Here is a 16,514-nt window from a genome sequence, read left to right as displayed (position 1 = left end):
TTATTTATTACAGAATGTTTGTACATTTGCGCTTATCTAAAGTAAGCGGCGAGTTGACGAATCAATAGATGATGAGAACTTATATATAGATCATTTCATTGTGAAGTGTTTAGATTGTTATAGGGTATAAATTATTCACGTATGGCAAAGAAAGAAGTTCTTTTGCAAAGTATTGCTGTCGTTGTATTCGGCGTGACCTGCTTTGCTTTTTTCAAATTTGTATGTCCGGTTGCTTTTTTTCTGAAAGAACAGACTGATGGTCTATTCATGTTGGGGGCTTTTGCCTCTTATCTGGCTAAACCGGCATGGTTGGTTTGTTATAGTGGAAATGTGCTGATGTCTTTTGGCGGATCATCCGGCGCTCCATTCTTGATCACTTTGATTTTAATTTTGGAATGGTGGTTTCTGACTTTGGTCTTGAAACGTTTTGATGTTGGCGAGATGGCATCGTTGTATGCTTTTCTTCCGATTATGTTGGAATGGGGCGGTTATTGCTATCCGACTTATCTGTTGCCTTCTATTTTGGCAACGGTCGTTTCTCTTCTCCTCTTTTTAGGATATACTTACATCAATAATAAATGGTTGAGCATATTGGCGGGATTGTTGGCATTGCCTGTGATCTATTTTCTTGCGGGTAACCGGCTTAATTTCTTTGTGCTGTTAGTCCTTTTTTATGAGACAGGGAAAGAGCCCAAGCGCTGGCTGTATTGGAGTCTGCTCTTAGTGACAGGCATTTTTATGCCGATTTGGCTGGGACATTTTTATTCGCTGACACAAGAGCAGGCTTATTTATATCCGCATCACGGTATGCCCTCTTTTTTTCCGCCTCTTCTGTTTTGCTTCAGTCTTCTGTTTTTGCAGATAAAAAAGTTCCGGGATATGCCGATTAGCGCCTTATCTGTTATTGTTATGGTTGGTATATTGTCGGCATTGTTGGGATCTTTTATTTTCCTGATTGCTGATTTCTAAGGAAAGCCAATGCTTTTTCCATATCCTCCGGCGTGTCGATGCCGATTGTTTCCTGCCGGGTAATTCCGACTTTAATCTTGTAGCCGTTTTCCAGCCAGCGCAGTTGTTCCAGGCTTTCAGCCAGCTCCAGAGGAGACTGAGGTAAACGGGTGATCTCTTTTAGTGTGTCGGCACGGTAAGCATATAGTCCGATATGCTTATAATAGGTATGGTTCGGCAACCATTCGGTATATTTCCTGCCTCTCATGTATGGGATGATCGAGCGGCTGAAATACAGGGCTTCGTTATTCTTGTTCAAGACAACTTTCGGTGAATTGGGGTTGAATAAGGTCGTTTCGAAATCGTCATCCGGTCGAAATGGTTTTACCAAGGTGGCGATTTGGGTGTTGCCATCGATGAAACATGCTTTTAGTATTTCGATCTGTTCCGGTTGGATGAAAGGTTCGTCACCTTGTATGTTGACAACCACGTCATATCCGTCTCCTATTTTACAATATGCTTCATAGCAACGGTCCGTACCGCTTTTGTGTTGGTCGGAGGTCATGACGACATTGCCGCCGAAAGCCCGGACTGCCGCTTCTATACGGCTGTCGTCCGTAGCTACGCAGACGGCATCAAGCACATTTTGGACTTGCTCGTAAACCCGTTGGATCATCGGTTTGCCTGCCATATCGGCAAGTGGCTTCCCTGGGAAGCGGGTAGAGGCATAACGCGCGGGGATTATTCCTATAAACTTCATGTTTTTGAATTATAATTTATGATTTATGAAATTGTGTATTGTCAGTTATCGATTGCCACCGTTTTTCCTTCGCTCAACCGGAGTACCTTTTCATGCTCTCCGACAATCCATACAATATCTCCCTCTTCGAAAACGGTTGAAGGAGAGGGGTTTTTGATGGAAGAAGCGCCTCGTTCGATGCCGATGACCAAGCAGGCAGACTTGTCCCGTATGCCGGATTCCAGGATTGTACGTCCGATCAGGTGCGAACCTTCGGCAATGATGAATTGCTCCATATTGACTTCATGCACTGTCTGCTCCTTATTGTTTTGGGCCTTTTTATATCGTTCGACCAGATATTGGCGGAAATGTTCGAGATCATCATCCGCACCGACTACGACCAATTTGTCAAATGGATAGAGGCGTTCCTCTCCTCCGGGAATATTAATCCGCCGTTCTCCCCGGATAATTGTCACGATGTTGACATTGCACTTCTGACGGAAGTTGAGTTCCTTCAAGGTCTTTCCCATGCTGGGAGAGTTTTGTTTCACTTCGAAATCAGCTAAGTGGAGGTCGCGTTCCAACAGGTGGTTGGCAAACCGCTGGTTGATCGGAGCTTTCCGTTCGTTTTCCAATTCGCGTGCGGACAGGTTGCTGAAAAAGTGCCGTTCCATCAGGATCGATTGTCTTTTCAGCTGTTTGGATAAAATGACAATAACTATGACGGTTGCAGCAATCGCCAAGACGATACCGACTGCGGCGTTCAGTAAACGGGCGACGGGCAACATGACCAGCCCGATACATAATATAATACGTAAAATGATCAGTGAAACCAATGGACCCCGATTGTACTTGTTGTCCAGCCATAGTTGTTGGAATTCGGCCGAATGGTTCTTCTTCATCATGATCGCACGCAACATGGGAGCTATTAATAGCAGGATCAAAACGAGTGAGATGCCTGCCCCCCGTATGCCGGGGAGTTCCTTCATTATAAAAGGAGCCACGAACTGAAGCCAGATAAAGATCAGGACAAGGGTAACGGCCGTATAGGTGCCGACTATACGAACCAGTGCCTTCAACAACTTATTCCAGGCGCTTTTCTGGCGTATGGTATTGGAACCGGAAGAATAGCGTTCGAGAAATTTCATCCATGACTTCGGTATCACCCGGTCGGCAACCCGGCATGCTGGCTCTGCCATGCGAATCATGTAAGGCGTAAAGAAAGTCGTAACGACCGAGACCGCCACGACGATAGGATAGAGAAAATTGTCGGTTACCCCTAATGTCAGCCCCAGCGATGCGATAATAAAGGCGAATTCGCCTATTTGAGCGAGAGAGAAACCGGATTGTATGGCTATCTTGACCGGCTGACCGGAAAGCAATACCCCGAAGCCGGCAAATAATATTTGTCCGACCATTACGACCAATGTAAGGATCAGGATCGGAATTTTGTATTCCCACAGCAATGCCGGATCGATTAACATCCCGACAGAGACGAAGAATATGGCTCCGAAAAGGTCTTTTACAGGTTTGATGATATGTTCTATATGTTCCGCATCAATGGTTTCAGCCAGGATAGATCCCATGACGAAAGCTCCCAAAGCGGAAGAAAAACCGGCTTTTGTGGCAATGATAACCATCCCCAGACATAGTCCCAGGCTGACGATCAACAAAGTCTCGTCATTCAGGAAAGTCCTGGCTTTTTTCAGAAAAGAGGGGATCAGATAGATGCCTATGACGAAGCAGAACAGCAAAAAGATTCCCAGTTTGACCACGCTGTTGAGCAGTTCCATTCCCTCCACGTGTTTGCTGACTGCCAATGTCGACAGCAAAACCATCAGTAAAACGGCAAACAGGTCTTCGACCACAAGGATTCCGAAGACCACTCCGGCAAATCGCTGGTTGCGAAGTCCCATGTCATCGAACGCTTTGAAAATAATCGTTGTAGACGACATGGAAAGCATTCCTCCGAGGAACAGGCTGTTCATATGTCCCCAACCTAAAGACAATCCGGCTGTATAGCCGAGGGTCATCATGCCGATCACGATGGTAATAGCCCCGATCACAGCTGTCCCGCCGACTTTCATCAGCTTTTTGAAACTAAAGTCGAGCCCTAAAGCGAACAGAAGGAAGATCACGCCTATATCCGCCCAGATACGGATGCTTTCTACATCCGTGACAGTCGGTATTAGTGTGATAGACGGACCGGCCAGGATTCCGGCTACGATATATCCGAGTACGACCGGTTGCTTTAACCTTTTGAAAAGCAAGGTAACCAATCCCGCTGAAATCAGTATGACAGCAAGATCCGATATAAGAGATGGTATTTGAGACATGCTTTCGTTGTTTTTCCGTTGGCAAAGTTATGTATTTATTTTAATTTTGCCGTTCTAAAAAATTGCCAAAATGAAGAAGATACATCCGATAGAAGCGTTGATAGAGCAGGGGGAACACCAACAACTCGATTTTAAGTTCGAAGTGAGCGACAGCAAGAAGATCGCGCGTACGCTGAGTGCTTTCGCCAATACTGACGGCGGACGCCTTTTGATCGGTGTGAAAGATAACGGGAATATCTCCGGTGTCAGAAGCGAAGAAGAATATTATATGATTGAGGCAGCTTCCAGGATGTACACCCGCCCGGAAGTCCCTTTTGAAGCGACACGTTGGGAGGTGAACGGCAAGACGGTTCTGGAGGTCTACATCGCCCCGAGTCCGGATAAACCGCACACTGCTCCCGATAAGGATGATAAGTTTAAAGCCTATATAAGGGTCGCCGATGAAAATATATTGGCAAACGAAGTACTGGTGCTCGCCTGGCAGAAAAAGCATAAACCGGACGGGACTTTATTGAAGATAAGTAAACCCGTAGAACGTTTGTTTGCGTATCTGGATAATCGTCCCCATATCAATATCAGCCAGTTTTGCCGTATCGGGCGGATCAATTATTACACCGCAAAGAATATCCTGAGCGATCTCCTGGCCATGAACGCCCTGCAATATGTCGTGATCGACAAGCATATCTTGTATCGGCGCGTCCCTGCGTAGGGCCGGCCTTTGCGGTCGGCCGCGTGTCAGAGGTTTTCTACATACACCTGCGCATTCTCGAAGCGGACAACCTTGACCTTGCATCCTTTCTCTATAAAGCCGGATTCGGAAACCCCGTCATAATATTCTCCGTCGACCGATACTTTTCCGGAAGGACGCAATACGGTAGCGGCTATTCCCTCTTTCCCGACCAGCGAAGATAAGTCAGGGGAGGATATCGCATCTTTCAAATCCGTATTCAGCGCGACTTTCCGGAACATTCCCCGGTGTCCTATCTTATTGGACAGCCAGATCATCAGGCCGAAGCCGGCCACTAATCCGACCAGGACCGTCAATGTCGCTTCACCGATCTCTTTTCCGCTGACCCCTTCGAAATCGAAATGATCATTATTCAGCAAGCCCATGACCAGGCCGCCGATCACCAATACGATACCGCTTATTCCGGCAACTCCGAATCCGGGAATGATAAAGATTTCCACTGCGAGCAATAGAATGCCGATGATGAAGGTCAGAATTTCCCAGTTTGCCGCCAGCCCGTCTATATAGAGCGGCGCAAAGTAGAGGATGGCCGCCAGTAGTGCCGCCGCAGAGGGGAAGCCCAGTCCCGGTGTTTGCATTTCAAAGTAAATCCCTCCGATGATAATAATGATCAGGATAGACTGAAAAATAGGGTTCATCAAAAATCCTTTTAAGTCATCCTGCCAACTGGGGGTATAACTTTTCATTTCGTATTCTTTATATCCTAAATATTGTGTGATTACTTCATCTGCATTTTCCGCTATGCCGTCGCAATACCCCCACTTTTGAGCTTCTTGCGCTGTAAAAGTAAGGACTTTTCCGGTGTCTATCAGGTTCGGAATGACAACCCGTTCGTCTACCATCGCTTCGGCGATCAGCGGATCCCGTTTCCATTTGTATAGAGTGTCGTTTTTCTGTATAATAGTATCCTGTCCGTGCGCCTCGGCCGTCGAACGCATCATGGAGCGCATATAAGACTGGTATTTGTCCGGCATTGCCTCCCCTGTTTGGTTCACGACGGTGGCTGCCCCGATGTTGGCGCCTTTCCGCATATAAATTTTCTTGCATGCGATCGAAATGAGCGCTCCGGCCGAAGCTGCATTGTTGTCGATGAAGACATAGACAGGGATGGGGCTGTATAAAACAGCCGTACGCATCGAGTCGGCCGCATCCACCTGCCCGCCGTATGTGTTCATGTGGATCAGGACGGCATCTGCACCCAAAGCGTTGGCTTCCGCTAAACCGTTGCTAAGATACAGGCGTGTGGTGTTGCTGATCTCTTTTTTTATATCGATTTTATAGACTAACGGGTGCGAAGCATCTGCCGCCGATATGAAAGGGGCTATCTGGACCAATATGACAGCTAAAAAAAGTCCTAATTTTTTCTTCATTTTATACTATTCTCCATCTCTTTTACATGTCATACGAATTTGTAATATACATGTTGTGAATTTTGCATTTTTGTTGTTTCATAACTTGTAAATCCTGCTCATTTACAGGGCTGTTTGTTATAAATGTATTAAGTTACGATTTTTAATATTAATAATCATCAAACCGCATTGTAATTAAAATATTATTTCTACATTTGTAATGTCCTTCAATGCTGAAGGATAATACTAAACCGGTATTAAACCTTATAAAAAAGTAAGCAATATGAACGCGTTGCAATTTCAAAAAAAATTATTGAGTATGCAAGAAAATATGATGAATTTTGCATTAATGCTCACTGCTAATCGTGATGACGCCCAGGATTTGATGCAGGATACAACGCTGAAGGTTTTAGACAATCAGGAAAAGTTTGTAGACAATATCAATTTCAAAGGATGGGTCTTGACCGTAATGCGCAATATTTTCATAAATAATTACCATAAAATCGTTCGTACCCAGACCGTCGTCGATCAGGGGGTGGACTTATATAATTTAGATGTTGTGAATGACTCAGGTTTTGATTCCCCGGATGGCGCTTATCAAATTAAAGAAATTACAAAAGCGATAAACAGCCTGAACGATGAGCTAAAAGTTCCGTTCTCCATGTTTTTGAGTGGCTATAAGTACAATGAGATAGCCGAAAGACTATGCGTTCCTTTGGGTACGGTTAAGAGTCGTATCTTCTTCGCCCGTCAGGAATTGCAAAAAGTCTTGAAAGATTTTCATCGAAGTTAAGGTGAAGTTTAAAATAAATATGTAAAAAAAATAAACGGGGGCATCCGAGAGGTGCTCCCGTTTATTTTTATTACTTTTGGCGCAAAATTTTAAATGGGAATGAGAAGTTTTGCAAGTGATAACAATTCGGGCGTACATCCTTTGGTAATGGATGCCGTGATAAAGGCGAATGATAACCATGCAGTAGGATATGGCGACGATCCCTGGACCGTAGCGGCTACTGCGAAAATAAAAGAAGTGTTTGGCGAAATGGCATCGCCTTTTTTTGTTTTTAACGGAACAGGGGCGAACTCTGTGGCTTTGCAGGCCGTGACACGTCCGTTCAATAGTATTTTGTGTGCTGAAACAGCTCATATCAATGTGGACGAGTGCGGCGCTCCTGCCCGTATGACCGGCTGCGCGGTCGTGACGATTCCGACTCCGGACGGAAAACTGACACCGGAATTGATCAAGCCCCGTCTGCATAATTTCGGCGTCTGCCATCATTCGCAGCCGAAAGCTGTTTATATTTCACAAGTTTCCGAGTTGGGGACGATTTATACGATCGAAGAGGTCAAGGCGATTGCCGACCTGTTGCATTCGTATGATATGTATTTGCATATGGACGGGGCACGCCTGGCGAATGCCTGTGCGTATCTGAATTGTTCGATGCGGGAGGTGACCGTCGATGCCGGGGTGGATATCCTCAGTTTCGGGGGAACCAAGAACGGGATGATGATGGGAGAGGCTGTCGTCTCTTTCCGTCCGGAGATAACCGGGAATTTGCAGTATTTCAGAAAGCAATCTGCTCAATTGGCTTCCAAGCTGCGTTATCTTTCCTGCCAGTTTATCCCTTATCTGGAAAATGACCTGTGGTTGGAAAACGCGCGGAAAGCAAACAATAGCGCTTATCGCCTGGCGGAAGCCTTGAAAAAATATCCGCAGATACGGTTTACCCAGAAGATAGAATCCAACCAGCTTTTCTTTACCATCCCCACGGAACCGCTAAAGAAGCTGCAAGAAAAATATTTCTTTTATATGTGGAATGAAGAAGCCAACGAAGCGCGTTTTGTCACTTCGTGGGACACGACGGATGAGGATATTGACGATATGATACGGACGTTGGATTTCGTATTTAAAGAAACCCCTTCCTCCTCCTTATTGTAAAAAACGGTTTATTTGGCATTTAGGGAGCCTGATGCAGGAACGGTCCGGTTGCTTGCATTTTGAGGGCAGAACGGTTCTTTTTTCGTTTCTTTGCCGGCTTTCCGCGATGACGACCGTCTTCATGGCCGTGAAAATTGACTTCGCCGCCATGAAGACGGTCGTCATTGCCTATGGTCCCGGCAACTCCCGGCAACGAAGACGGTCGTCATGGAAAAGTTCTGCGCACCTCATGGCGGAAAGGCAGGAAAAAACTTTTGACGTAAGAGGATGTAGGCTTGTCCCGGTTTGCAAATATTCGATTCTCCGGGAGTTGGGGATTAGCATATTGTTCTATTGTTTGCGGCCGGACCGACAAAACGAATCCGGTATCGGGATGAGGTGCCGGCCTCGTGAACTCTCTTTCCAGCCGGAATACGCCTTATCCGAACAAAACGTAAGTTTTAAATGAACTGGAATTTCAGATGAAATAGAAAAATACCACAATTGGGGGTTATTGTCAAATTTAATAATGTGAAGGGAATGGTTTTACATTCATAATACGATTTGCGGTCCACTTGTTGCCTCTCGGAACGATCATAAAATAAAATATCGGAGTTGGGATGCCCGACAAGGTTTTATCTTGACGGACTCATCGAAAGTTGTTACATTTGTGCCCTAATCTATAATCCGGCGATAAAATGAAACAGGCGGTTTGGCTGGTGACGGCATTGATGTTGTTGTTGCCACTGGGGAAAGTCTACTCGAAGGAGAGAAGCGAACGCGAGAATAATACGTTGCGTATTATGAGTTATAACATCCGTAACGGGAGAGGGATGGACGATGTGTCCGATTTCCGGCGCACGGCGGAAGTGATTCTTAAAGTTTGTCCCGATGTCGTGGCCGTGCAGGAGATCGACAGCGTGACAGGCCGTAGCGGAGGAAAAGACGTTTTGCGGGAAATAGCCGGACTTACCCTGATGCATCATATGTATGCCCCGGCAATCGATTACGACGGCGGAAAATACGGTATCGGCATGTTGAGCAAGGAGAAGCCTCTCGGCTATCGTTACCTTCCCTTGCCGGGAAGGGAGGAGGCACGTGCGTTGCTTGTCGTGGAATTTGAAAAGTATATTTACTGCTGTACGCATCTTTCGTTGACGGAGGAAGACCGGATGCTTTCCCTGCCCGTCATCAGGCAGGTGGCGGCTTCGGCAAACAAACCTTTCTTTATTGCCGGCGATATGAATGCGCATCCCGATTCGGAGTTTATCCGGCAGTTGCAGAAGGATTTTGTGATCCTGACGGATATGAAAAAGCCGACTTTCCCGGCTGATACCCCCAGAGAAACGATTGATTACATCGCCGCCTATGCAAAAGACACGGCTGCCTTCACCCGTATCTCATCCCGTGTATGGGACGAGCCGGCCGCTTCCGACCATCGCCCGGTGCTTACGGATATTATCTTCAACCAGCCCGCGGCCAAAATATTCCGTACGGAACCCTATCTGCAAAATCCCGTAGGAAACGGAATTACGGTCATGTGGCAGACCACCGTCCCGGCTTACAGCTATGTGGAATACGGGACCGATAAGGAGCACCTGCAAAAAGCCCGTACGATCGTGGACGGGCAAGTGATCTGCAACGATCTGCAAAATAAAATCAGACTGGAAGGCTTGGAACCGGGAAAAACCTATTATTACCGGGTGTGTTCCCGGGAAATCATGCTTTATCAGGCTTATAAGAAAATATTCGGCGAAACGGCCGTTTCCGATTTCCATACTTTCACCTTGCCTGCTGCGACGGATACCGATTTTACGGCCATTATATTCAACGACCTGCATAAACATTCCGAGACTTTGCAGGCGCTGTATAAGCAGGTGAAGGATTTGAAATATGATTTTGTCGTTTTCAATGGCGACTGCATCGACGATCCGGCCAACCATGACGAGGCGACTCGCTTCCTTGGCGAACTGAACGAAACGGTTGGAGCCGACCGGGTGCCTGTATTCTATATCCGTGGAAACCATGAGATACGCAACGCATATTCGATCGGCCTGCGCCGTCTTTTCGACTATGTGGGCGATAAGACTTACGGCGCCTTCAACTGGGGGGATACGCGTATCGTCATGCTGGATTGCGGTGAAGACAAACCGGATACACATTGGGTCTATTACGGGTTGAACGATTTTTCGGATCTGCGTAAGGCACAGGCCGGTTTCCTTAGGGAAGAACTGGCGTCCAAAGCCTTCAGGAAAGCCTCCAAGCGGGTATTGATCCATCATGTTCCCATCTTTGGGAAAGGAGAGGGCTATGATTCGTATAATCCTTGCCGCGACGAGTGGGGGACGATCCTTGAGAAAGCGCCGTTCGCCGTCAGCATCAATGCCCACACTCATCGTTTCGCTTATATCCCCGAAGGTTCTGACGGCAACAATTATCCTGTCGTAGTGGGTGGCGGCTATCGGATGGATGGCGCTACTGTGATGGTTTTGCAGAAGAAGGGAAAGGAGATGACTCTTCGTGTGCTGAATGCGGAAGGGAAAACATTAAAAGAATTGAATTTATAATAGACGGACGTCCTCTTTTTAAGGAGGCCCTGTTCGTCTATTTGCAACATTTGCTGTTTTAAAGAATCGATAATATGGATCAGGAAGTAAAGGAACGGCTGATAAGCCGTGTGAATACAAACCCGTATGTCAATCACTTGGGTATTGACTTTACGGTGGTGGAAGAGGGAAGGGTGGAAGCCCGCATGCCCTTGCATGATGAACAGCGGCAGTATAGCGGCGTTATTCACGGAGGCGTCCTGGCGGCCCTTGCCGACACGATTGCCGGTTTTGCCGCCTACACGATGCTGCCTTTGGACCGCGACGTACTGACCGCCGAGCTTAAAATATCCTTCTTGCGGGCGGCATGGGGAAAGGAATTGATCGCTAAAGGCTATGTCGTGAAGCCGGGAAGCCATCTCCATTTTTGCGAATGCGAGATTTATTGCGATGACAAGCTTGTCAGCAAATCATCGGGTACCTTCTGCGTCGTCCATCCCCAGATATAAAGCCGGTTGCCGGGGAGCCGGCTTTGCATAACAGGTGATCTATCCCTTTTTTATTGGGCGGCAAAGGTGAATAAAAAAAAGAGAACCAATTACTTGATTCTCTTTTACCGGTTGCGGAGGCAAGACTCGAACTTACGACCTTTGGGTTATGAGCCCAACGAGCTACCACTGCTCCACTCCGCGATATAGTTACGATCATTCCTGATTGCGAGTGCAAAGGTACAAAAATATTCTTACAATCCAAATATATTTACAAATAGTTTGCGAAATATTCTTGTACCCCGCTTCCCGGGCCTTAAGAAACAGCATTTTGACAGTTTATAAATCTTCTATCGAATCATGATTTTCTGTTTCGTATAACCTCAGTTTATTTCTCAACCGTTGCACCTCCTGTTGCAGAGATTTCACCCGTCCCAGCAGATGATGGATGGCATCGATCCCCTCTACGTTGATGGACAGGTCGTAATACATACGCGTATATCGTTCTACGTCATACAACTGGGAGGCAGGCAGGTAGCTTTCCCCTTCTACCGTATCTATCTCTATCAGGCCGCCTTTTTGCAGCAGGTAAAGAAACGAAGGTTCGATATGGCATATCCGGCAGTATTCACTGACTATGATTAAATCTGTTTGCATAACAATCTCGTTTTTTAATTAAGACTTTGTATTTCGCGGAACAATTCTTTTTGTTTGTCCGTCAGGTTGGTCGGGATGTCGATAGAGTAGGTCACTATCATGTCTCCGAACTTCCCTTCTTCCTTATAAACGGGGAATCCTTTTCCTTTTAACCGCACCTTCGTGTTGTTTTGGGTTCCCGGTTTGATCTTGAGCTTGACTTTGCTGTCCATTGTCTCGACAATCTGTTCCCCGCCGAGGATGGCCGTGTACAGGTTTAAAGGAGCGGTGACGTACAAATCGTCGCCCACCCGTTTGAACCGGCTGTCTTCCGGGATATGGAAGGTGATGTACAGGTCGCCCGCCGGCCCGCCGTTCACGCCCGGTCCGCCCTGGCCTCTCAGTTTGATGGTTTGTCCGTCGGCGATGCCGGCCGGGATAGTGATACGCAGGTTCTTGCCGTTTACGGTGATGATCTGCTTGTGTGTCTTGGCGGCGTCTGCCAAAGAGACCTGCAACTCTGTCGTGTAGTCCTGTCCGCGGAAACCGTGGCTGCTTCTGCCGCCGCGTCCGCCTCTGCCGCCCATGCCTCCGAACATCTGTTCGAAGAAGTCGGAAAATTCGCTGCCGTCGCCGGAGGTGCTCCAGTAGGTTCCTCCGCCTTGTCCGTTCTGGTATTGGCGATATTGTTGTCGCTGGGCTTCGAATTCGTCGGCGTGTTTCCAGTTTTCTCCATACTGGTCATATTTCTTCCGTTTCTCCGGGTCGCTGAGCACCTCGTTGGCTTCATTTATTTCCTGAAACCTGCGGTGGGCGTCCGGATCATTCGGGTTCAAGTCGGGATGGTATTTCCGCGCAAGCTTCTTGTACGCCTTTTTGACGTCGTCCTGCGAAGCGCTTTTGTCTACTCCCAAAATTTTGTAATAATCTATATAGGCCATATTTATATATGTTATTAAGTCTACTTCTTCTTCTGATTTTAATACATATATAAAATAACAACAAATGTGCCGGAGAGTTCATGCCGGGTTTAAATAGAACTAATAAATTTTAGGGGAAGTGAAAAAGAAAAGTCTCCGGTCCTGATGAACCGAAGGCTTACTGAGTTGCGGAGGCAAGACTCGAACTTACGACCTTTGGGTTATGAGCCCAACGAGCTACCACTGCTCCACTCCGCGATATGGCTGCGATCATTTTGTGATTGCGAGTGCAAAGATACTGCTTCTTTCCGATAAAACAAATTTTTCGACGGTTTTCTTTGTCTTTCGGCTAAAAGAAATATTCGGTATGGCTTTCCGGGAATAAGCTCCGCTCTTTTAGGATAACGATTGGTTCATATCTCTATTATAAAGGTCCGTTTGGATAAAATGTAAGTATGTTTTTGGTAGTTATTATTTTTTCCGGTACTTTTGCGCACAGTTTTAATCAAAATGTGCAATACAAATGCCGATGACAGTTTCTAAAACACGTGAGATGTTGGTGGATGTGGCCAGACAATTGTTTGCCCGCATGGGGGTGGATAATACGACAATGAACGATATTGCACAGGCATCCAAGAAAGGGAGGCGTACGCTTTACACGTACTTTAAAAGCAAGAACGAGATTTATCTGGCAGTCGTCGAATCCGAGTTGGACCAGCTGTACAAGATGCTGCAGGATGTAGCCGCGAAAGACTTGCCTGCAGATGAGAAGTTGATCACATTCCTGTATGCCAGACTGGATGCAATTAAATCGTTGGTTTTTCGTAATGGGACGTTGCGTGCGAACTTCTTTCGCGATATCTGGCGGGTGGAGAAGATCAGGAAGAACTTCGATATCCGCGAGACGGAATTGATACAAGGAATTCTGGAAGCCGGAGTAAAGGAAGGCATCTTCGCGATGCCCGATACCGAGATCACGGCGGTCGTTCTTCATCATGCCCTGAAGGGGTTGGAAGTTCCGTATATACGTGGAATCATGGGGGATAATATCAGCCAGCGGATTAAACGGAGAGATAATGTAATGAATTTGATATTCAATGGTATAAAGATAAAGTAACACAATACTGAGGAATGTTTATTAATGCAACAGGGTTTTATGTACCTGAAGAACGGGTCGATAACCAACATTTTTTAGAGTTAAACGGGCTAACCAGCGAGTGGATTGAACAGCGCACGGGGATTCGTTCCCGGTCTAAGGCAAAAGCCGAGGAAAATATCAATACGATGAGTATGGAAGCTGTCCGTAACGCCCTACCTAAATTGCCGTATGATATTACGGATGTGGATCTGATTATTTCCGCTTCTTACTCTCCGTACGATACGGTGGCGACTGCGGCTCATCTTGCCCAGCATGAATTCAATATCGAAAATGCAAAAGCGCTCTATCTTTCTTCCGCCTGCTCCTCATTCCTGAATGCGCTGGAAGTCGTGGAAGGATATTTTGCCATGGGAAAAGCGACAAAAGCCCTGGTTCTGTCTGCCGACAAGAACTCGGCCTACTATAACGAGACGGACCCGAAAGCCGGCCACCTCTGGGGCGATGCGGCAACGGCCTTCTTCATCTCGAAGGAGCGCGTTTCGGAAAAAGATCCGGAAATCGTCGAAGTATATACACAAGGACTCGGTTATTTAGGCAAGGCTCCGGGTGCGGTGCATCTTCGTCCGTACGACGGCGGCATCATGATGCCGGAAGGCCGTGACGTGTTTATCCAGGCATGCACCTACATGCCGAAGAACGTGCTCTATCTGCTGGAAAAGAATGGCTATACGCTGGACAACCTGACGTATTTCATCGGCCACCAGGCCAATATGCGCATCATGTCCAACATCGCCAGGCAACTCAACCTGCCGGAAGAGAAGTTCCTGCACAATATTGAAGAATTGGGAAATACCGGTTCGGTAAGCTCTGCGCTGGTGTACGCCCAGAATGATCATAGTTTCAAGAACGGCGACCTGGTTGCCATTACCGTGTTCGGCGGTGGCTATTCTACGGGTGCTTGCTTGATCAAGTGTTGAATTTAAAAAGGAATTGATATGAAATTATTAGAAGGAAAAGTGGCAATCGTTACCGGTGCCGCACGTGGTATTGGCAAGGCGATCGCATTGAAGTTCGCCTCAGAAGGTGCAAACATCGCATTCACGGACTTGGTGATCGACGAAAACGGTCTGGCTACCCAGAAGGAAATCGAAGCATTGGGCGTTCAAGCAAAAGGTTATGCTTCCAACGCTGCCAATTTCGAAGAAACGCACAATGTCGTAGCTGAAATCGTAAAGGATTTCGGTCGTGTGGATATCCTCGTGAACAATGCAGGTATCACGAAAGACGGTCTGATGATGCGTATGAGCGAAGGCCAGTGGGATGCTGTCATCGGCGTCAACCTGAAATCGGCTTTCAACTTCATCCACGCTTGTACTCCGGTGATGATGAAACAGCGTTCGGGCAGCATCATCAATATGGCTTCCGTCGTAGGTGTGCACGGCAATGCCGGCCAGAGCAACTATTCGGCATCCAAGGCCGGTATGATCGGCCTGGCCAAGTCTATCGCGCAGGAACTGGGTTCACGCGGCATCCGCGCCAACGCAATCGCTCCGGGCTTCATCATTACCGATATGACCGCCGGACTGCCGGAAGAAGTGAAGGCCGAATGGGCAAAGAAGATCCCTCTGCGCCGTGGCGGTACGCCTGAAGATGTGGCCAACATCGCTACTTTCCTGGCTTCCGACATGTCTTCTTATGTATCCGGCCAGGTGATCCAGGTGGATGGCGGCATGAACATGTAATATATGGAAGTTATCTACGAAGACAATCATATCATTGCGGTGAACAAGACTTGCCGTGAGATTGTACAAGGAGATAAAACCGGTGATACTCCTCTTTCGGACATGCTGAAGGCATGGCTGAAAGAGAAGTATTGTAAACCCGGAAATGTCTTTGTCGGCGTTACGCATCGTCTGGACCGCCCGGTCAGCGGTGTCGTGTTGTTTGCCAAAACGAGCAAGGCGCTCGCCCGCCTCAACGAGATGTTCCGGGTCGGCGAGGTGAAGAAGACCTATTGGGCGATCGTGAAGAACTGTCCGCCGGCAGAAGAGGGAGAGCTGGTGAACTGGCTGGTCCGCAACGAGAAGCAGAACAAGAGTTATGCTTACGACACGGAACGGCCGAATGCCAAGAAAGCGATCCTGCATTATAAGGTGATTGCCCGCTCGGACAACTATTATCTGTTGGCTATAGACCTGAAAACAGGCCGCCATCATCAAATCCGTTGCCAGCTTGCCAAGATGGGATGTCCTATCAAAGGCGACTTGAAATACGGTTTTCCCCGTTCCAATCCGGACGGCGGCATCAGCCTGCATTCCCGCAGTGCCGAATTTATCCATCCCGTATCGAAACAACCGGTCAGCATTGTCGCTCCCGTGCCTGCCGATTCCCTTTGGAAAGCGCTTATGGAGTTGAAAATTGAAAAGTGAAAATTAAAAGATGAAAGATGAAAGTTAAGGGGCAAACAACTTTCACCTGTTTGCTTTTGTTGGGCACAAAAGTAGGAAAACTGCCGAATCTGCCGAAACTGCCGGGGCCTCTTTTTAGGAGACATATTTGGATGCTATTGCGGTAATTTGTTGATAACTATTATGTTGTATTTGTTTTTGGCGTTCTTCCGTTCTGTTTTCGGATAAAATAAAAGACGTTTCACGGACTATTTGTCTGTTACTTTTGGCTTGATCCAAAAGTAACCAAAAGATCAAGGCCGAACCTGCCTCGCTACTCCGTTCCCTTCGTTCGCTGTCGCGTCTGAAACTCGCTTCGCTCAAACAGCAGACGCTCCGG

At 47.2% G+C, this 16,514-nt stretch carries 17 protein-coding genes and 2 tRNA genes; 10 read left to right on the top strand and 9 right to left on the bottom strand.

The features are described from left to right. Positions 1–141: 141 nt before the first annotated feature. The gene (locus tag RDN79_RS10650; RefSeq protein ID WP_298546964.1) at positions 142–969 is read left to right on the top strand and encodes a DUF6057 family protein; all 828 of its coding nucleotides are present in this window, start codon (positions 142–144) and stop codon (positions 967–969) included. Here the strand turns inward: RDN79_RS10650 and kdsB are convergent. Then, positions 944–1,708 (bottom strand): 3-deoxy-manno-octulosonate cytidylyltransferase, encoded by a 765-nt coding sequence (gene kdsB / locus RDN79_RS10645; RefSeq protein ID WP_298546962.1) that lies wholly within the window; start codon positions 1,706–1,708, stop codon positions 944–946. The genes RDN79_RS10650 and kdsB overlap by 26 nt on opposite strands. Before the next feature lie 41 nt (positions 1,709–1,749). Further along, the gene (locus RDN79_RS10640) at positions 1,750–4,023 is read right to left on the bottom strand and encodes a cation:proton antiporter (RefSeq protein ID WP_298546960.1); all 2,274 of its coding nucleotides are present in this window, start codon (positions 4,021–4,023) and stop codon (positions 1,750–1,752) included. Positions 4,024–4,093: 70 nt separating this feature from the next. Between RDN79_RS10640 and RDN79_RS10635 the strand changes: the two genes are divergently transcribed. Continuing rightward, positions 4,094–4,732, top strand: coding sequence for a helix-turn-helix domain-containing protein (locus RDN79_RS10635; protein WP_298546958.1), 639 nt, complete (start codon positions 4,094–4,096; stop codon positions 4,730–4,732). A 26-nt stretch (positions 4,733–4,758) separates the two neighbouring features. Here the strand turns inward: RDN79_RS10635 and RDN79_RS10630 are convergent, their stop codons facing one another. Beyond that, the gene (locus RDN79_RS10630; protein WP_298546956.1) at positions 4,759–6,141 is read right to left on the bottom strand and encodes a nodulation protein NfeD; all 1,383 of its coding nucleotides are present in this window, start codon (positions 6,139–6,141) and stop codon (positions 4,759–4,761) included. Positions 6,142–6,403: 262 nt separating this feature from the next. Between RDN79_RS10630 and RDN79_RS10625 the strand changes: the two genes are divergently transcribed. Together RDN79_RS10625 and RDN79_RS10620 are read left to right on the top strand one after the other, a co-directional pair. Then, a complete protein-coding gene (locus tag RDN79_RS10625) occupies positions 6,404–6,913 on the top strand; it encodes an RNA polymerase sigma factor (protein WP_298546954.1) in 510 nt (169 codons plus the stop codon). 99 nt (positions 6,914–7,012) lie between these two features. Next, positions 7,013–8,059 carry a low specificity L-threonine aldolase gene (locus RDN79_RS10620; RefSeq protein ID WP_298546952.1) on the top strand — a complete coding sequence of 349 codons (1,047 nt, stop codon included), beginning with the start codon at positions 7,013–7,015 and terminating at the stop codon, positions 8,057–8,059. Positions 8,060–8,078: 19 nt separating this feature from the next. Here RDN79_RS10620 and RDN79_RS10615 read toward each other — a convergent pair whose 3' ends face one another. Next, entirely contained in the window at positions 8,079–8,252 is a 174-nt protein-coding gene (locus RDN79_RS10615; protein ID WP_298546950.1) for a hypothetical protein, read from the bottom strand. Between the two features lie 484 nt (positions 8,253–8,736). On the opposite strand from RDN79_RS10615, the gene RDN79_RS10610 reads away from it, so the two are divergent. Both RDN79_RS10610 and RDN79_RS10605 read left to right on the top strand, forming a co-directional pair. Beyond that, positions 8,737–10,605, top strand: a complete 1,869-nt coding sequence (locus RDN79_RS10610) for an endonuclease/exonuclease/phosphatase family protein (RefSeq protein WP_374044509.1) — start codon at positions 8,737–8,739, stop codon at positions 10,603–10,605. A 74-nt stretch (positions 10,606–10,679) separates the two neighbouring features. Then, on the top strand, positions 10,680–11,093 hold the full coding sequence (locus RDN79_RS10605) for a PaaI family thioesterase (protein WP_008150565.1): 414 nt from the start codon (positions 10,680–10,682) through the stop codon (positions 11,091–11,093). Between the two features lie 111 nt (positions 11,094–11,204). Here RDN79_RS10605 and RDN79_RS10600 read toward each other — a convergent pair. The 4 genes from RDN79_RS10600 to RDN79_RS10585 form a co-directional block, all read right to left on the bottom strand. Then, a tRNA-Met gene (locus RDN79_RS10600) sits at positions 11,205–11,276 on the bottom strand. 135 nt (positions 11,277–11,411) lie between these two features. Further along, positions 11,412–11,729, bottom strand: a complete 318-nt coding sequence (locus tag RDN79_RS10595) for a chaperone modulator CbpM (RefSeq protein WP_298546946.1) — start codon at positions 11,727–11,729, stop codon at positions 11,412–11,414. Between the two features lie 14 nt (positions 11,730–11,743). Then, a complete protein-coding gene (locus RDN79_RS10590; protein WP_298546944.1) occupies positions 11,744–12,649 on the bottom strand; it encodes a J domain-containing protein in 906 nt (301 codons plus the stop codon). Positions 12,650–12,814: 165 nt separating this feature from the next. Beyond that, positions 12,815–12,886: transfer RNA gene (locus tag RDN79_RS10585), tRNA-Met, on the bottom strand. A gap of 271 nt (positions 12,887–13,157) precedes the next feature. Here RDN79_RS10585 and RDN79_RS10580 point away from each other — a divergent pair. From RDN79_RS10580 to RDN79_RS10565, 4 genes are read left to right on the top strand one after another with little or no spacing between them, the layout of a single operon-like run. Beyond that, positions 13,158–13,745: a TetR/AcrR family transcriptional regulator gene (locus RDN79_RS10580; RefSeq protein ID WP_308573220.1), complete on the top strand. Its 588-nt coding sequence runs from the start codon at positions 13,158–13,160 to the stop codon at positions 13,743–13,745. A gap of 14 nt (positions 13,746–13,759) precedes the next feature. After that, on the top strand, positions 13,760–14,704 hold the full coding sequence (locus tag RDN79_RS10575) for a 3-oxoacyl-ACP synthase III family protein (RefSeq protein ID WP_298546940.1): 945 nt from the start codon (positions 13,760–13,762) through the stop codon (positions 14,702–14,704). Between the two features lie 18 nt (positions 14,705–14,722). Continuing rightward, positions 14,723–15,469 (top strand): 3-oxoacyl-[acyl-carrier-protein] reductase, encoded by a 747-nt coding sequence (fabG, locus tag RDN79_RS10570; RefSeq protein ID WP_298546937.1) that lies wholly within the window; start codon positions 14,723–14,725, stop codon positions 15,467–15,469. A 3-nt stretch (positions 15,470–15,472) separates the two neighbouring features. Continuing rightward, the gene (locus RDN79_RS10565; RefSeq protein ID WP_298546935.1) at positions 15,473–16,156 is read left to right on the top strand and encodes an RluA family pseudouridine synthase; all 684 of its coding nucleotides are present in this window, start codon (positions 15,473–15,475) and stop codon (positions 16,154–16,156) included. A 114-nt stretch (positions 16,157–16,270) separates the two neighbouring features. Here the strand turns inward: RDN79_RS10565 and RDN79_RS10560 are convergent. Continuing rightward, positions 16,271–16,514: hypothetical protein (locus tag RDN79_RS10560; RefSeq protein WP_308573218.1), on the bottom strand; the 244-nt coding region annotated here is incomplete at its 5' end.

This window comes from uncultured Parabacteroides sp. (genome assembly GCF_902493135.1).
GTDB lineage: Bacteria > Bacteroidota > Bacteroidia > Bacteroidales > Tannerellaceae > Parabacteroides.
This window is presented reverse-complemented; position numbering and strand designations above follow the sequence as displayed.